The sequence below is a fragment of the Nonomuraea glycinis genome, assembly GCF_035920485.1.
Taxonomy (GTDB): domain Bacteria; phylum Actinomycetota; class Actinomycetes; order Streptosporangiales; family Streptosporangiaceae; genus Nonomuraea; species Nonomuraea glycinis.
On sequence record NZ_CP109166.1, the window covers coordinates 9,491,131 to 9,507,230 of the forward strand.

13 protein-coding genes are annotated in these 16,100 nt (G+C 72.9%); 7 read left to right on the top strand and 6 right to left on the bottom strand.

Annotated elements, in window-relative coordinates; all coding sequences use genetic code 11:
- Positions 1–18: 18 nt before the first annotated feature.
- A complete protein-coding gene (locus OHA68_RS44695) occupies positions 19–222 on the top strand; it encodes a DUF4236 domain-containing protein (RefSeq protein ID WP_189141061.1) in 204 nt (67 codons plus the stop codon).
- A 55-nt stretch (positions 223–277) separates the two neighbouring features.
- Positions 278–472, top strand: coding sequence for a DUF4236 domain-containing protein (locus tag OHA68_RS44700; protein WP_327105661.1), 195 nt, complete (start codon positions 278–280; stop codon positions 470–472).
- Between the two features lie 120 nt (positions 473–592).
- On the opposite strand, the gene OHA68_RS44705 is transcribed toward OHA68_RS44700, so the two are convergent.
- From OHA68_RS44705 to OHA68_RS44720, 4 genes are all read right to left on the bottom strand, one after another.
- A complete protein-coding gene (locus OHA68_RS44705) occupies positions 593–1,861 on the bottom strand; it encodes an acyltransferase family protein (protein WP_327105662.1) in 1,269 nt (422 codons plus the stop codon).
- Between the two features lie 109 nt (positions 1,862–1,970).
- Complete coding sequence (locus tag OHA68_RS44710; protein WP_327105663.1) at positions 1,971–2,387, bottom strand: DUF1707 SHOCT-like domain-containing protein; 417 nt, start codon at positions 2,385–2,387, stop codon at positions 1,971–1,973.
- A gap of 78 nt (positions 2,388–2,465) precedes the next feature.
- Complete coding sequence (locus tag OHA68_RS44715) at positions 2,466–3,143, bottom strand: phosphotransferase (RefSeq protein WP_327105664.1); 678 nt, start codon at positions 3,141–3,143, stop codon at positions 2,466–2,468.
- A 10-nt stretch (positions 3,144–3,153) separates the two neighbouring features.
- Positions 3,154–3,495, bottom strand: a complete 342-nt coding sequence (locus OHA68_RS44720; RefSeq protein WP_327109640.1) for a hypothetical protein — start codon at positions 3,493–3,495, stop codon at positions 3,154–3,156.
- On the opposite strand from OHA68_RS44720, the gene OHA68_RS44725 reads away from it, so the two are divergent.
- Genes OHA68_RS44725 through OHA68_RS44745 form a run of 5 tightly spaced genes read left to right on the top strand, consistent with a single transcriptional unit; the run spans position 3,412 to position 14,663 of the window.
- Complete coding sequence (locus tag OHA68_RS44725; protein WP_327109633.1) at positions 3,412–4,161, top strand: ABC transporter ATP-binding protein; 750 nt, start codon at positions 3,412–3,414, stop codon at positions 4,159–4,161. The two genes, OHA68_RS44720 and OHA68_RS44725, sit on opposite strands and share 84 nt — an antisense overlap.
- Positions 4,151–4,951, top strand: a complete 801-nt coding sequence (locus tag OHA68_RS44730; RefSeq protein WP_327105665.1) for an ABC transporter permease — start codon at positions 4,151–4,153, stop codon at positions 4,949–4,951. Before OHA68_RS44725 ends, OHA68_RS44730 begins: the two co-directional genes overlap by 11 nt.
- Before the next feature lie 43 nt (positions 4,952–4,994).
- Positions 4,995–9,713: a type I polyketide synthase gene (locus tag OHA68_RS44735; RefSeq protein ID WP_327105666.1), complete on the top strand. Its 4,719-nt coding sequence runs from the start codon at positions 4,995–4,997 to the stop codon at positions 9,711–9,713.
- On the top strand, positions 9,710–13,501 hold the full coding sequence (locus tag OHA68_RS44740) for an SDR family NAD(P)-dependent oxidoreductase (protein WP_327105667.1): 3,792 nt from the start codon (positions 9,710–9,712) through the stop codon (positions 13,499–13,501). The genes OHA68_RS44735 and OHA68_RS44740 overlap by 4 nt, the downstream gene beginning before the upstream one ends.
- A 4-nt stretch (positions 13,502–13,505) precedes the next feature.
- A complete protein-coding gene (locus OHA68_RS44745) occupies positions 13,506–14,663 on the top strand; it encodes an acyl-CoA dehydrogenase family protein (RefSeq protein WP_327105668.1) in 1,158 nt (385 codons plus the stop codon).
- Here the strand turns inward: OHA68_RS44745 and OHA68_RS44750 are convergent.
- Together OHA68_RS44750 and OHA68_RS44755 are read right to left on the bottom strand one after the other, a co-directional pair.
- Positions 14,626–15,309, bottom strand: a complete 684-nt coding sequence (locus OHA68_RS44750) for a 4'-phosphopantetheinyl transferase family protein (protein ID WP_327105669.1) — start codon at positions 15,307–15,309, stop codon at positions 14,626–14,628. The two genes, OHA68_RS44745 and OHA68_RS44750, sit on opposite strands and share 38 nt — an antisense overlap.
- The gene (locus tag OHA68_RS44755) at positions 15,300–16,094 is read right to left on the bottom strand and encodes a thioesterase II family protein (RefSeq protein WP_327105670.1); all 795 of its coding nucleotides are present in this window, start codon (positions 16,092–16,094) and stop codon (positions 15,300–15,302) included. The genes OHA68_RS44750 and OHA68_RS44755 overlap by 10 nt, the downstream gene beginning before the upstream one ends.
- Positions 16,095–16,100 lie beyond the last annotated feature (6 nt).

A 16,100-nucleotide genomic window follows, 5' to 3' on the forward strand; every position in this document is an offset into this window, starting at 1 on the left:
CGGAGTCAAAGGAGGGTCATGGGCTGGCACTACAGGAAGTCGATCAAGGTGGGCCCGTTCCGCGTCAACCTGTCGCGGCACGGTGTCGGCCACAGCTTCGGCAACCGCCGCTTCCACGTCACGACGACCCCCGACGGCCGTCGCCACCTGACGGTTCGCCTCCCCGGAGGTTTCCAGGTCGGTAAGTCTTTCGGCAAGCGCCGCCATTACCGGCATTACTAAAGCCGGAATCCGTGGGTAGTCGATGGTCCTCGCCAACTCTTGGAGGAATGCGACCATGGGCTGGAGCTACCGAAAGTCGATCAAGAAGGGGCCGTTCCGCCTGAACCTGTCCCGCCGTGGCGTGGGACACAGCTGGGGCAACCGGCTGTTCCGCATCACGCACTCGGCGGACGGCCGCCGCACGCTGTCGGTCAACCTGCCGGGCGGCTTTCACTGGCGCAAGCACCTCAGCAGCCGCTCACGGGGCTGAGCCCCCCTCTCCCAGCCCGGGGACACCTCATCCGAGGTGTCCCCGCCGGCTTCTCCATGAGTCCGCGCCCTGGCCTGGTCAGCGAGCGTCCGGCGACGTACTCCGCCGTGTCGTCGGCCGTCAGTGGCCGTCGCGCATGCCGAACAGGAAACGGGTGACCCGGGTGCGCCGTACCAGCAGGTCGTAGGCGGCGACGGTGAGCAGGAGAGAGAGCGCCACGATCAGCGGGTACTTGACGGCGATCGGCGCGTCCAGCCGGACCACCCCGTACGCGACCACGACCACGATCGGCTGGTGCAGGACGTACAGAGGCAGCACGGCTGCCGCCAGGTAGGCGTACACCTTCCGGCGGGCGCCGGTGGGGTGGGTCGAGGCACGCGGTGGGGCGCTGATGGAGGCCGAAGCGCCGGTCGGGTGGGACGGGGTGGGGGCCGGGGTGGGGGTACGGCGGTCGAGTAGGCCGAGGATCGCTACCAGGAGCAGCCATCCTGCGGCGCCGTACATCGCGCGCGCGAGGATCGCCTGGGGGGTCAGGTCGGTGAAGGGGTCGCCGCCGGCGAGCAGGAACAGGGGGAAGCCGACCAGGGGCAGCGCCAGGCCGGCGAGGGCGGCCAGGGGCGCGTCACGGCGCATCGCGGCCCGGAAGCCGTCGTCGCCGGCGAACACGAAGCCGTAGCAGAAGAACAGCAGGTACGCCCAGCGGCTCCAGCCGGCGTACTCCTCCTCCAGCCCGGCCAGCGCGCTGAGCAGCGACACCGGGACGGCCGGCAGCAGCGCCGCCCCCCGATGGCCCGCCACGGCGACGAGCCGGCCCGCGATCCGGCGGGCGCCGGCGGCGGGGAACCAGCGCACCACGGGCGCGAGCATGAGGGCGAACGTCAGCAACAGCACCATGAACCATAAGTGCCCGGTCTCGAAGTGCTCGCCCTGCAGCACGAACGGGTATTCGGCCAGGTCGAGGCGTACGTCGAAGAAGCGCGGCAGGAAGGCCAGGTAGGACTCGTGGTAGCCGGGGTCCGCCCGCAGCCGTAGCCACTGCGGCAGCGGGGCGAGGGCGAGTGTGCCGAAGACCAGCGGCACGCCGAGCCGCAGCAGCCGCTCGGTGGCGAAGCCCGCCGGGCCGCGCCGGCGCAGGGAGTGCCAGGCGCCGAAGCCCGCGATGAGGAAGAGCATCGGCATCGCCCACACCACCCCGAGCGCGGACAGCACGAAGGTCGCGCCCGTCGTCTCAGCGTTGCGTACGTAGAAGTCGTCGTCGGCGGCGAAGACCAGTGCGGAGTGGAAGAACACCAGCCCGACGACCACCAGCACCCGAATGGAGTCCAGCTCACTGCGCCGGGTGGCGGAGGCGCGTTCCGGGGGCGCGGCCGGGCGCGGGTCGACGATCATCGGCCGCAAGCCTGGCACCGGCGCGCGGCTGTCGAGGGCGGGCCGACAATCACTGGTCGGGGGCCGGGCACCGGAAGCGGGCGCGCGGTCGCCGGGCGCCCGTTGGCGATCATCGGTTCGGGGGCTGGTGTCGGCGGGCGGCTACCACGGTCACGATGAGGAGGACGAGTCCTGGGCCGAGCAGGTCCTTGGGCCAGAACTCCAGCGGGCAGGCCGCCTGGATGCTCGCCACCACCCAGCTCACGACCCCGATGGCGGCGGCCGCGCCCCACACCGCCCAGCCTGCCTTGAGCCAGCGGGGCACCGCGGCCGGGAGCGGCGCGGGCGTGCCGGCCTGCGGGGCGGTGGGTGGCAGGTCCGCCGTCAGATGGTCCAGTTCGCGGCGGGTCACGGCCTGGAAGGCCAGGCCCACCCGGTCGTCGAACTCGGTGAAGTCGAGAGAGCCGTCCTCCACCGCCAGGCGGAGTCGGCGGGCGGCGAACTCCCGGTCGCCGTCCGATGCCCGTACCTCGGGCTGTTCGTCCATCTTTCTCCCCCCTCAGTCAGCGGTGCGCGCCGAAGCGGTGCGTGGCGAAGCGGTGCGTGGCGAAGCGGTGCGTGGCGATCATTCGGCGGCCTCGGGACGCTGGGCGGCCAGGAAGGCGTCGATCTCGGTCTGCTCCGCCGGTTCGATGGTGCGGTCCGTGCGCCACCGTTCGGCGATCACGGGCAGGTACGGTCGGGCCGCCGAGGTGTCGGAGCCGGCCAGGAACGCGCCGAGCATGGCCGGCCGCCAGTCCACCCGCCGCGCTTCGGGTACGGCGGTGGTGGCCAGGATGAGCCAGGTGCAGGCCACGTCCGCGGCCGGTGCGCCCCTGGCGGCGTTGGCCCAGTCGACGACCCGCGGCCCGTCACCGGTGATGATCACGTTGGCCGGGTGCAGGTCCAGGTGGAGCAGGCGGTTGCCGGGGCAGCCCTCGGCCGCCTGAAGCCAGCCGGGCGCGCGGACGTCCGCGAGCGTCCGCAGCAGCTCCGCGAGCAGCCGGCCGTGCTCCGCGACGTCGCCGGGCCGCTGGAGCGCCAGGGCCTTCATGCTCGGCCCTTCCAGCCGTTCCATGAGGAGGTCGGGCCCGTCGGTGTCGAAGACCTCCGGTGTGGGGAACCCGTGCCGGCGCGCGTGCCGCATGACCGACGCCTCGCGCTCCAGGCTGCGGCCGTCGCGGGAGCGCTTGACGACCTTGCCGGCGCCCGCCTCGAAGACGAGGCAGTCGAGCCCGGATGCGATCAAAGTACCCACGCGCATATTTGTCAGATTAGGCAGTAAGGATGTCCGACTGGAATGCACGGCCATTGGCCGCTTTTTCCCGCAACTTGTTGCCACCGGCCATCAGGGTGTTCATCGCTATCGTAAGGAGGAACATCGGGCAATCGCGCATATCGGCATTATTCAATTGCGAATGTGTGGCATCCGAGGAGGTGACACATTGCTGGTGGTAACCGATCTCGTCAAACGGTACGGCACGGTACAAGCCCTCGACGGATTCTCGCTGAACGTGGCGGCCGGTGAAATTGTGGGGCTGGTCGGGCACAATGGCGCGGGCAAGACGACCTTTGTGGAAATCGTGTCCGGTCTGATCCGGCCGGACAGCGGTCACGTGACCATTGACGGCAGAGCGCCGTCCGCCACGCGTGGTCAGGTCGGCGTCGCGCCCCAGCACATCGCGCTCTACCCCTCCGTCACGGTGCGCGAGCACCTGGAGCTGTACGGCAGGCTCGCCGGGCTGCGACCGGTCGCGCTGCGCGCGGCCATCGACGACCTCGCCGGCATCCTGCGGCTCTCCGACATCATGGACAGGAGGACCGGCAAGCTCTCCGGCGGCCAGCAGCGGCGCACCCAGGCCGCGACCGCGCTCGTGCACCGGCCGGCGCTGCTGCTGCTCGACGAGCCCACCGCAGGAGCGGACCTGGAGACCAGGCAGGCCATGCTCGACGTGGTCAAGCAGCGGGCGGGCGAGGGCGCGGCCGTCGTCTACACCACCCACTACCTGCCCGAGCTGACCGAGTTGCAGGCCACGATCGCGGTGGCGCAGAACGGCCGGGTCATCGCCAGGGGCACCTACGAGGAGCTGGCCAAGGACCTGCCGGGCGAGGTGCGGGTCGTCCTGGAGGACGAGGAAGAGATCGTCCTGTCGACCACCGAGCCCACGGCGGCCCTGATGGAGCTGCTGGGCCGCCTCGACCGCACGATCAGCTCGGTCGAGGTGCGCCACCCGTCCCTGGACGACCTCTACAACTCCCTGGCGGTCCACCATGTCAGTTGACACCGCGTTGATCGACGCCCCGCCACGCACGGGCGGCGCCTTCGACGCGCTCTACCGCATCGCCGCCGTGGCCAGGCACAACACGATCATCCGGTTACGCGACCCGGGCCAGGCGATCAGCTACATCGTCATGCCGATGGTGCTCATGCTGGTCCTCAAGCCCCTCTACGTACGGGCGGTGGACGGCGGCGCCACGCAGGTGTCCACCGGCCTGATGGTGATGTTCTCGGTGTTCGCGATCTCCCTGGCGGGCAACGCGATCCTGTCCGAGCGCACTTGGCGCACCTGGGACCGGCTGCGGGTGAGCAAGGCGGCCTCCGCGGAGCTGCTGCTGGGCAAGATCCTGCCGATCTTCGTGATCATGGTGGTGCAGCAGTCGGTGCTCCTGATCTACGGCGTCCTGGTCATCGGGCTGCCGGTGCCGGGCGCGCCGCACTACGTCCTGCTGGCGATCGTGATCTGGGCCTTCGCCCTGCTCTCCCTCGGCGCGCTGCTCGCCGCGATCGTGCGCAGCCACGGCGAGCTGAGCGTGATCTGCGACGTGGGCGCGCTGACGATCAGCTCGCTGGGCGGCGCCCTGGTGCCGCTCAGCATCATGCCCGAGTGGGCGCAGACGACCGCGTACGTCTCGCCCGGCTACTGGGCGCTGACCCTGATGCAGGCCGCGGTCCGCGGCGACCTCGCGGGCATGCTGCCCTCGGCCGGGGTCCTGCTGGTGCTGGGCCTGCTGGCGGGCGCGTTCGCGGCCCGGCGGCTGGCGCGCGGCTGGGGCCGCGGCGGGCTGATCTGAGGCGGAGTAAGCAATGGCGACTTCAGTGAAGAGGGGCACGTCGATGGATGAGCAGCGACCACCGGGCGCGGAAGAGGTGGCGATCATCGGGATGGCCGGTCGCTTCCCCGGCGCGGCCGATGTCGAGACGTTCTGGCGCAACATCAGCACCGGTGTGGAGTCCTTCACGCGGTTCTCCGACGAGGAGCTGACCGCCGCCGGGGTCGACCCGGCGACCTTCCAGCAGCCCAACTATGTACGGTCCCGGCCGATCCTCGACGACATCCGAGGCTTCGACGCCGGGTTCTTCGGCTACAACCCGCGCGAGGCGACGCTGGCCGACCCCCAGCAGCGCATCTTCCTGGAGTGCGTGTGGGAGGCGATGGAGTCGGCCGGGTACGCCCCCGGCTCCGGCCGCGGCGACGTCGGCGTGTTCGCCGGGATGAACATCAGCGGCTACCTGCTGACCCGCCTGCGGGCCTTCACCATGGGCATCGACACCTCCGCCCTGATGATCGGCAACGACAAGGACTCGCTGGCCACGAACGTCTCCTTCCGGCTGGACCTCGGCGGGCCGAGCGTGTCCGTACAGACGTTCTGCTCCACGTCCCTGGTGGCGGTGCACCTGGCGAGCGAGAGCCTGCGTCGCGGCGAGTGCGACATGGCGCTGGCCGGCGGCGTGTCCGTGCGCATCCCGGACCGTACCGGATACCTGTGGGAGGAGGGCGGGCAGGAGTCGCCCGACGGGCACGTGCGGACCTTCGACGCCGAGGGGCGGGGCAGCATGTTCGGCGACGGCGCGGCGGTCGTCGTGCTCAAGCGCCTGTCCGACGCGGTGGCCGACCGCGACACCGTGCTCGCCGTGATCCGCGCCTCGGCCATCAACAACGACGGCGCGATGAAGTTCAGCTATCTGGCGCCCAGCATCGACGGCCAGCGCCGCTGCGTCTCCGCCGCCCTCGCCAGGGCGGGCGTGGATCCCTCGGAGATCTCGTACGTGGAAGCGCACGGCACCGCGACCGAGGTCGGCGACCCGATGGAGGTGGCGGCGCTGAGCCGGGCCTACGGCGCGACGAAGGACAAGCAGTACTGCGTGCTCGGCTCGATCAAGCCGAACGTCGGCCACCTCGACCGGGCCTCCGGCGTGACCGGCCTGATCAAGGTGGTGCAGTCGCTGCGGCACGAGCTCATCCCGGGCACACTGCACTACAACGCGCCGAACCCCGAGATCGACTTCGCCGACAGCCCGTTCCGGGTCACCGCCGACACCACGCCCTGGCCGGCCGGCCCCGAGCGGCCGCGCATCGCCGGCATCAGCTCGCTCGGCATGGGCGGCACCAACGCGCACGCCATCATCACCGAGGCGCCGCGGCCCGCCGAGCGGCGCGCCCGCTCGCGCCGCCTGCAGATCCTGCCGGTCTCGGCGCGTTCCGCCGCCGCCGCCGAGCAGGCCTGTGCCCGGCTCGCCGGACGCCTGGCCGACGCCGGCGACGACCTGGGCGACGTGGCCTACACGCTGCAGGCCGGGCGCAAGGTGTTCAACCACCGCCGGTTCGTGGTGGCCGGCTCCACCGGCGAGGCCGCGCGGCGGCTCGCGGACCCGGCCGGGCCGCTGGGCCGCAACGACGCGACGACGGGCAGGAAGGTGGGCTTCCTGATCGCCGGGGTGGGCGAGCAGTACCCCGGCATGGTGGCCGCCCTGTACGCGGCGGAGCCGGGCTTCCGCGCCGACGTGGACGAGTGCCTGACCGTGCTCGGGCTCACCGAGGCCGCCCAGTTGTCGGACGTGTTCGTCCCCATGGAGCGCGCGCAGGCCCCGGCCGGTGATCTGGCCGGGCTGCTCGGCCGGGCCGCGCCCGCCGCGCCGGTGTCCACCACCGACGCCCATCTGGTCCAGCCGGCCATCTTCGTGGCGGAGTACGCGCTGGCCCGCCAGCTCGTCCGCTGGGGCCTGAAGCCGGAGATCATGATCGGCTACAGCCTCGGCGAGTACGTCGCCGCGTGCCTGGCGGGCGTGCTGTCCCTGCCCGACGCGCTGCGGCTGGTCGCCCACCGCGCCAAGCTGATCACCTCCCAGCCCGAGGGCGCGATGCTCGCGATCTCCGCCGACGAGCGGCGGCTGCGCGTGGTGCTGGGCGAGCCGATCATGCGTGACCTCGACGTCGCGGTGCGCACCGGCTCGCAGGTGGTGCTCGCGGGCCCTGCCGAGATCGTGGAGTCGGCGGCCGCGCTGCTGCTGGAGGCCAGGATCGGCCACCGCAGGCTGGAGACCACGCACGCCTTCCACTCCCGGATGCTGGCGCCGGTCGCCGAGGAGCTGACCACCTGGGTCAAGAACAACGTCACGCCGCGCCCGCCCGAGCTGCCCTACCTCAGCAACGTCACCGGCGAGCTCGCCACCGCCGAGCTGGTCGGCGACCCCGGTTACTGGGCCAGGCACATGTGCGAGACGGTCGAGTTCGGCGCCGGGCTGGGTCATGTGCTCGGCATCGCCGACCTGGCCCTGGCCGAGATCGGTCCCGGGCAGTCGCTCGGCGCGCTGACCCGCGGCCACCCCGGCTGCGACCGCGCCCAGTGGCCGCTGATCGTGACCACCCTGCCGGCCGCCAACGACCCGCAGGACGCCGACGCGGCGCTGGCCACCGCCGTCGGCAAGCTCTGGCTGACCGGTGTGCCGGTCGACTGGCCGGCGCTGCACGACGACCCGGGCTGGACGCCGGGCCGGGTGCCGCTGCCGACCTATCCCTTCGAGCACCAGGAATACTGGCTGGAGATCGACGAGAGCGCCCTCGGCTCCGGGACGCCGGCGTTCGACGAGAGCGACCCGACGAGCATCGCCAAGGCCTACCCCCGGCTGCCCGACACCCGCTGGATCCACCTGCCGACCTGGCGGCAGACCACGCTGCGGCCGGCCCGCGCCGACGAGGCCACCCGCTGGCTGGTCTACACCGACACCGGGTTCGCCGACACGCTGGCCGCGCCGCTGCTGACCCATCTGGCCGCCGCCGGGCACGAGGTCATGCTGGTCCGGCCCGGCGACGGCTACGAGAGCGGCCCCGACGGCTTCCGGCTGCGGCCGGGCTCGGCGGACGACACCCTGGCGGCGCTGCGCGAGCTGGCCGGCCGCGACTGGTTCCCCGAGCGGGTCGTCCACCTGTGGACGGCGGACGACGCGCCGCCGCGCCCGGTGGACCCGCCGACCGAGGAGTGCCTGCGCCGTGGCCTGCACGCGCTCGTGGCGCTGGCCCGCGCCGCCGGCGACCTCGGGCTGCCCGGCTGGTCGCTGGACATCGTCACGGCCGGCAGCCATCGGGTGCACCCCGGCGAGGCGGTGCACGCCGAGCGCGGCACCCTGCTCGGCCCGACCCGGCTGATCCCGGTGGAGTACCCGAAGGTGAAGACCCGGCTGATCGACCTCGACACGCGCGCCGGCGGCGCGCCCTCGGCGCTGCTGGCCGAGCTGCGGGCCGACCCCGAGGACCAGGTCGTCGCGCTGCGCGGCGGCCACCGCTGGATCCCCGACTACGAGGCGCTGGACGCCTCGGTGATCGAGGCGGCCACCCCCGCCGCGACCGTCCGGCCCGGTGGCGTCTACCTGGTGACCGGCGGCCTCGGCGGCATCGGGCTGGCCATGGCCGAGCGGCTGGCCGAGCAGTACCGGGCCCGCCTGGTCCTGCTGGGCCGCACACCGGTGCCGCCGCGCGAGCAGTGGGACCAGATCCTGAACTCCGAGACCGCCGTGGGCGAGGTCCGCAGGCGGCTGGAAGGGCTGCGCCGTCTGGAAGCGGCCGGCATCGAGGTGCTGACCGTCGCCGGCGACGTCTCCCGCACCGAGGACGTACGCCGCGCGGTCGACGCCGCGGTCGAGCGGTTCGGCGAGCTGAACGGCGTGCTGCACTGCGCCGGGGTGCCCGCGGTCGGCCTGATGCAGTTCAAGACCGTCGCCGACATGGACCGGGTGCTGGCCCCCAAGGTCGGCGGCACCCTCGCCCTCGCGGAGGTGCTGCGCGAGGTGCCGGTGGACTTCCTGGCGCTGTTCTCCTCCACCACCTCGGCGACGGGCGGCGGCGCCGGCCAGGTGGACTACTGCGCGGCCAACGCCTTCCTGGACGCCTTCGCGCTGGCCGACGCGCTGCCCGGCGTGGCCGTCACCTCCATCGACTGGTGCGAGTGGACGTACAACGGCTGGACCGACGGCCTGGACAACTACGACGAGGGCTCCAAGCAGTACTTCGAGTGGTACCGCGAGAACTTCGGCCTCACCTTCGACCAGGGCTGGCAGACGCTGCTGCGGGTGCTGGCCAGCGGCGAGCGGCACGTGGTGGCCTCCACCCAGGACTTCGCCCCCATGGTGGCGATGAGCCGCAAGTCCTCCATCGAGAGCCATCAGGCGACGGTGAAGAAGCTGCGCGACGCGTTCGGGCGGCATCCGCGGCCGGACCTGTCGACGGCGTACGTCGAGCCGCAGTCGCCCGCGGAGGAGGCCATCGCCGGCGTCTGGTCCGAGGCGCTCGGCCTGGAGCAGGTCGGCGTGCACGACAACTTCTTCGAGCTCGGCGGCAACTCGCTGCTCGGCATGGAGATCATCGCCGAGGTCAGGCGGGCGCTGGAGCTGCCGTACCTGCCCCCGCACATCCTCTACCAGGCACCCACGATCGCCTCGCTCGCCGAGGCGGCCCGCGCGGGCCAGGAGGCGGGCGAGGAGCCGGCCGAGGCCCGCGAACAGCAGCGATCCCGCATCGCCCAGCGACGCAACATGCTCAAGAGCGGAAGGGCATCATGACTGAAACCGACTACGACTCGGCGGTCGCGCTGGTCGGCATGTCCGGGCGTTTTCCCGGGGCCGGCAGTGTGGGTGAGCTGTGGCGTAACCTGCTGGCCGGGGTCAGAGGGCTGCGGACGATCACCGACGAGGAACTGCGCGAAGCCGGCGTCGATCCGGGGACCATGGCGGATCCGCGGTACGTTCGCGTGGGCGGGCCGCTGGAGGGGTTGGACACCTTCGACGCCGCTGTCTTCGGGGTCAATCCGCGTGAGGCGGAGATGATGGACCCGCAGCACCGGCTGTTCCTGGAGTGCTCGTGGGAGGCTCTGGAGAGCGCCGGCTACTGCCCGACCGACGTGCCCGGCCAGGTCGCGGTGTTCGGCGGCTGCGGCTTTCCCGACTACATCGTGCGCAACATCCGGAACCTGGCCGCGCAGCCGGGCGGGGCGCTGCTCGCGGCGATCGGCAACGAGCGTGACTCGCTGGCCTCACTGGTCTCCTACAAGCTGGGGCTGCGCGGGCCCGCCGTGTCGGTGCAGACGTTCTGCTCCACCTCGCTGGTGTCGGTGCACCTGGCATGCCAGAGCCTGCTGACCTACGAGTGCGACATGGCGGTGGCGGGCGGCGCGTTCACCCCGCTCCCCCAGCCCTCCGGCTACCTGTACGAGCAGGGCGGCATCCTGTCGCCCGACGGGCTGGTCCGCAGCTTCGACGCCGAGGCGGGCGGCACCGTGATGGGCAGCGGCGCGGGCGCGGTCGCGCTCAAGCGGATGTCCGACGCGCTCGCGGACGGCGACGTCATCCACGCGGTGATCCTCGGCTCGGCGTCCAACAACGACGGCCGGCTGCGCGCCGGCTACACCGCGCCCGGCGTGGACGGCCAGGCCGAGGTGATCGATTCGGCCCTCGGCGTGGCCGGGGTCAAGCCGGAGACCGTCGGCTACGTCGAGTGTCACGCCACGGGCACCATGCTGGGCGACTCCATCGAGCTGGCGGCGATGAACCGGGTGTTCACCCAGGCCCGCGAGACGCCGTGCGTGCTCGGGTCGGTCAAGCCGAGCCTGGGCCACCTCGACCGGGCCTCCGGCGTCACCGGGCTGATGCGGGCGGCGCTCAACCTCAAGCACGAGGTGCTGCCCGGCACGCCCGGCTACGAGACGCCGAACCCGGCGCTGGCCACCGCGCACGACCGTTTCACCGTGCTGCGGGAGGACCGGGCCTGGCCCGCGGGCCCGCATCCGCGGCGCGCCGGGGTCAGCTCGTTCGGGCTCGGCGGCACCAACGCGCACGTCGTGCTGGAGCAGGCCCCGCCGAGGCCGGTCCGCCCGGCCCGGCCCGGCCCGCACCTGCTGGTGTTCTCGGCCGCCGACGACCGGGCGCTGACCGCGCTCACCGAACGACTCCGCGTCCACCTGACCGCCGCGGACACCGGCGAGGACTTCGCGGACGTGGCGTTCACGGCGCAGGTCTCGCGCAGCGGCTTCGCGCTGCGGCGGGCCGTGGTGTGCCAGGACCGTGCGGACGCCGTCGCCGCCCTCGGCGACTCCTCGCGCTGGATCGACGGCAAGACCCAGCGGCGCAACCCCAAGGTACGGCTGGCCGTACCGGACTCCGGCGTACCGGAGGGGTGGTGGGCCGAGCTGCACGCGGCCGTCAACACCGTCCTGCGCCCCGGCTCGGTCGTGGCGGTGGCCGGGCGGGAGGAGGCGCTCGCCGCGCTGGCTGACGGGCTGCGCGGGGTCGGGGTGAGTGTCAGCGATGCGGAGGACGGGGTCGAGACGGTGGACGTCGCGCCGGACGAGCGCGACGGCGCCGCCGAGTGGCTGCTCGCCACCGTGGCGCGGCTCTGGCTGGCCGGCAGCGCCATCGACTGGGCCAAGCTGCACGGCGGCGTGGGACGCCGGGTGGAGCTGCCGACCTACCCCTTCCAGCGCCGTAGGTACTGGGTCGGCCAGCAGGACGACCAGGCGCAGCCGCACATCGGCACCGGGAAGACCTTCGACCGGGCGCGGTGGACGTACCTGCCGGGCTGGCGGCAGCGGCCGCTGCCCGTCGCGGGCCTGGACGAGCGGCTGCGCGAGGCCGGGCCGTGGCTGGTCCTCGCCGCCGAGCCGCGCGCGGAGAGGCTGGTCGAGCGGCTGGTGGCGGCCGGGGCCGAGGTGACGACGGTACGGCCGGGCGAGCGCTTCCACCAGGACGACACCGGCGACTACACGGTCCGGGTGGGCACCGCCGACGACCTCGCCGAGGTGATGTTCTCCCTGGTGGCGGCGCCGCGCGCGATCGTGCACGGCTTCAGCCTGGCCGCCGGGACGGACCCTGGCGACGACCCGGTGGCGCACTTCGCGGCCGAGCAGCGGCGCGGCTTCTACTCGGTGCTGGCGCTGGCCAGGGAGCTGATCGACAACACCGGCTCGGCTCCCCGCGCCGAGCTGGTCCTGCTCACCCCCGAGGCGGTCAGCGTCGCCGGAGCCGACCTGCGCCACCCCGAGCACGCCACCCTCGGGACGCTCGCGCCGAGCCTGGCCCAGGAGAACCCGCGGCTGCGCTGCCGGGCCATCGACGTGGACGACACGGCCGACGCCGCCACCGTCCTGGCGGCGGCCGTCTGCGCGTACGAGGGGCCGGTGGCGATCCGCGCCGGCGAGACCTGGGTGCGGCACTACGAGCAGTACCCGATCGAGGCGCCCGAGCAGGAGGAGCGGCCGTTCCGCGACGGCGACACCGTGCTCATCACCGGCGGCCTCGGTGACGTCGGCCTGGTCCTGTCCCGGCACCTGGCCGGCGCGTACGGCTGCCGCCTGGTCCTGACCGCGCGCAGTGAGCTGCCGCCCAGGCAGGAGTGGGACGACTACCTCGCCGCCACGCCGCCCGGCGGGGAGCGGGCCGCCCGGCACATCCGCAACATCGTGGACCTGGAGGAGCGCGGCGCCACGGTGCTCGCCCTGTCCGCCGACGTGGCGGACGAGGACGCGATGCGGGCCGTGGTGGAGCAGGCGGTGGCCCGGTTCGGTGGCATCGACGTGGTGGTGCACGGCGCCGGCGTGCAGGACGGGGCGTACTTCAACTTCGCCCACCTGATGGACCGCCAGCAGTGCGAGGCGCACCTGGACGCCAAGGTGACCGGGTTCCACGTGCTGCAGAAGGTGCTCGGCGAGCACGCCGCGGATCGCCGGATCACGTTGTCGTCGATCGCGGCCGTGCTCGGCGGGATGACGCTGGCGCCGTACGCGGCCGCCAATGCCGCGCTGGACGCCTACGTCCGCGTCGCCCGTACGGCGGGCCGGGGCCGGTGGGTCACGGTCGACTGGGACACCTGGAACATCGACCCGGACCGGGTCGAAGGGCACAGCGGCGCGGTCATCGACTTCGCGATGGCGCCCGCCGAGGGCGTGGACGTGTTCGAGCGGGCGCTGTCGGCCGCCGACCGGGCCGGGCATCTGGTCATCTCGACCGGCTCGCTGGACGGCCGCGTCGCGCAGTGGGTCACCGGCGACATCCACGAGGCCGGGGACGAGGCCGACGACCAGGAGCGCCACCCGCGCCCCGAGCTGAACAACCCCTACGTCGAGCCGCGGGAGGGCACCGAGGCCACGCTCGCCGCGATCTGGTCGCGGGTGCTCGCCATCGAGCCGATCGGCGCGCTGGACAACTTCTTCGAGCTGGGCGGGCACTCGCTGCTGGCGATCGAGCTGACCACCCGGATCCGCAAGGCGCTGAACGCCTCCGTGCCGGTGACCGGCCTGCTGGAGTGCCCGACCGTGCGCCAGCTGGCCGAGCTGCTCGACTCCCGCGACGAGGGGTGAGGAGATGAACCGTCCCGAGCATCTGCGCGCCCTGCAGGGGTTCGTCCGGCGTGAGCTGGCGGGCAAGGACGCCTACCTCGACTCGCTGGCCGAGGCGCCGCTGCCGCTCTATGAGCGGTTCGCGCGCACCGGGCTGTCCGGCTGGTGGCTGCCCGAGGAGTACGGCGGGCTCGGGCTCGGCCTGGAGGAGAGCGTCCGTATCGTCTCCGACCTGGCCTACGCCGACGCGGGTGTGGCTTTCACCCTGTTCATCCCGGTGCTCACCACGAGCATGGTCCAGTGGTACGGCGGCGAGGAGCTGCGCAAGGAGCATCTCGGCGGGCTGTCCGCCGGCGGCTTCGCCGCCACCCTGGGCAGCGAGCACGCCGCGGGCAGCGAACTGGCCAGGATCGGCACGACCGCGCGGCGCGAGGGCGACATGATCGTGCTGGACGGTCAGAAGGCGTTCTCCACGAACACCGGCTTCGCGAAGTTCCTCGTGGTGATCGCGCGTGCCGAGGACGACCCGTCGGGCTACCTGGCGGTGCTGGTGCCGGGTGACACGCCCGGCGTCACCGTGGACAAGCGCTGGGACGTGATCGGGCTGCGTTCCTCGGCGACCTACCAGGTGTCGCTGTCCGGCGTCCGGGTTCCGGCGGGCAACGTGCTGCGCGGGAACGGGCTGCGCCTGCTGGAGATCGGCCTGAACGCCAGCCGCGTCCTGATCGCCACCACGGCGCTGGGCATCGCCCGCCGCATCCGCGACGTGTGCATGGAGTACGGCAAGTCCAAGTCGGTCAAGGGCGCGCCGCTGTCGGCGAACGCGGTCTTCGCCGGCCGGCTGGGCCAGTTCGAGATGCAGATCGAGGTCATGACCAACCAGTGCCTGGCCGCCGCCCGCGCCTACGACGCGATCGCGGCCCGGCCCGACGCCGGCGAGGAGTTCATGCGGGTGGGCACGCTGAAGTCGGCGCTCACCACGAAGATGTTCTGCGGCCAGACCGGCTGGCAGATCGCCTCGACGGCGTCGGAGATGTTCGGCGGCCTCGGCTACACCCACGACGTGGTGATCGGCAAGCTGCTGCGTGACATGAGGTACGTCTCGATCGTGGAGGGCGGCGACGACGTGCTGCGCGACCTGGTCTTCAGCCGGTACGTGGTGCCGGTGTCGAAGCGGTCGTGACCAGCGCGGCGGCGTAGCCGGGGGCGACGTCCAGCCAGCGGACCGGGGCCGGGGAGCCGGGCAGGGAGCGGGAGACCGCGCTTCCGGCCCGGCTCTGCTCGCAGGTGGCGGCGGCCGGGCGGACGAGAACGTCGCGCAGGCCGGCCAGCCCGGCCCCGGTCGCCTTGACGTACGCCTCCTTGGCCGTCCAGAGCCGGAAGTATTCCGCGAGGCCCGCGTCGGGGGTGGCCGCGCACACCCTGGCGGCCTCCTCCGGCTGGTAGATCCGCCGGGCCATCTCCCGGTGGTCGAGGTCGGGGCGGACGCGTTCGACGTCGACGCCCACCCGTGACCCCGGCGCGGCCACCGCGATCAGCGCCCACTCCTCCGAGTGGGACAGGTTGAAGTCGGGCCGGGGCGTGCGGGCCAGCAGGCAGGGGCGGCCCGACTCCTCCGTCCCGAAGGCGAGCCGGGCGGCGGGCACGCCGCACAGCCGGCCGAGGATGTGGCGCAGGGCCGCGTGGGCGGCCACGTACCGGCGCCGGGCGAGGGGGTCGGCGAAGGCGGCGGCCTTGTCGCGTTCGGCGCCGGACAGGCAGTGCCACCGCCCCGGCTCCCCCGCCCGCTCCGGGCGGTCCAGGTGGACCCGCCACAGCCTCACGCCCATGGGCGCAGCGCCTCCGCCACGATCGCCCGGGTGCGGTCCGCCTGCTCGAACACGGCGAAGTGGCCGCCGTCGAACGGGTGCAGGGCGAACTCCCGCGCGGTCTGCTCCCGCCAGGCCGCCACCTTCTCCGGCGCCACCCGGGGGTCGGAGCCGCTGGGCAGCACCGAGATCGGTACGGCCAGCGGCGGCTCCGGCGTGTAGCGGTAGGTCTCCTTGACGGTGAAGTCGGCCTGCACGGCGGGCAGGATCATCTCCAGCGCGCCCTGGTCGGCCAGCAGCCACTCCGGCGTGCCGCCCAGCTTGCGCAGCAGCCCGACGACCTCCGTCCTGGTCATCCCGCTCACCGGCGGCCCGTCCTCGTAGGTGATGTGCGGGGCGTCGGAGCCGGAGACGAACAGGTGCACCGGCTCCGGCCCGCCCCGCCGCCTGACCTCCCTGACCAGCTCGAAGGCCACCAGGCCGCCGAGGCTGTGTCCGTACAGGGCGTATCTGTGGCCCGCGGCCGACAGCGCCACGTCGGCGAGCACCGCGTCGGCGAGGTCGGAGACCAGCGGCTCCATGAGCCGGTAGGGCGGCTGCCGGTGCCGGCTCTCCCTGCCGGGGAGCTGCACCGGCTGCACCGCGACGCCCGGCAGTTTGCGCTGCCACTGCCGGAACGCCGACGCCGCGCCGCCCGCGTGCGGCAGGCAGTACAGCGGCAGCGCGCCCGGCTCCGCGCCGGTCAGGGTGCGGAACGGCAGCCACTGGGTCAGCAGGGCGTCGCTCGTCTCGTCATAGACGGTCATGTCGGT

Bases quoted from the DNA above. Each gene is read 5' to 3' on its own strand.
- OHA68_RS44745 (WP_327105668.1), top strand. From the start codon at position 13,506: ATGAACCGTCCCGAGCATCTGCGCGCCCTGCAGGGGTTCGTCCGGCGT.
- OHA68_RS44730 (WP_327105665.1), top strand. From the start codon at position 4,151: ATGTCAGTTGACACCGCGTTGATCGACGCCCCGCCACGCACGGGCGGC.
- OHA68_RS44705 (WP_327105662.1), bottom strand. From the start codon at position 1,861: ATGATCGTCGACCCGCGCCCGGCCGCGCCCCCGGAACGCGCCTCCGCC.
- OHA68_RS44735 (WP_327105666.1), top strand. From the start codon at position 4,995: ATGGATGAGCAGCGACCACCGGGCGCGGAAGAGGTGGCGATCATCGGG.
- OHA68_RS44700 (WP_327105661.1), top strand. From the start codon at position 278: ATGGGCTGGAGCTACCGAAAGTCGATCAAGAAGGGGCCGTTCCGCCTG.
- OHA68_RS44710 (WP_327105663.1), bottom strand. From the start codon at position 2,387: ATGGACGAACAGCCCGAGGTACGGGCATCGGACGGCGACCGGGAGTTC.
- OHA68_RS44755 (WP_327105670.1), bottom strand. From the start codon at position 16,094: ATGACCGTCTATGACGAGACGAGCGACGCCCTGCTGACCCAGTGGCTG.
- OHA68_RS44715 (WP_327105664.1), bottom strand. From the start codon at position 3,143: ATGCGCGTGGGTACTTTGATCGCATCCGGGCTCGACTGCCTCGTCTTC.
- OHA68_RS44695 (WP_189141061.1), top strand. From the start codon at position 19: ATGGGCTGGCACTACAGGAAGTCGATCAAGGTGGGCCCGTTCCGCGTC.
- OHA68_RS44750 (WP_327105669.1), bottom strand. From the start codon at position 15,309: ATGGGCGTGAGGCTGTGGCGGGTCCACCTGGACCGCCCGGAGCGGGCG.
- OHA68_RS44740 (WP_327105667.1), top strand. From the start codon at position 9,710: ATGACTGAAACCGACTACGACTCGGCGGTCGCGCTGGTCGGCATGTCC.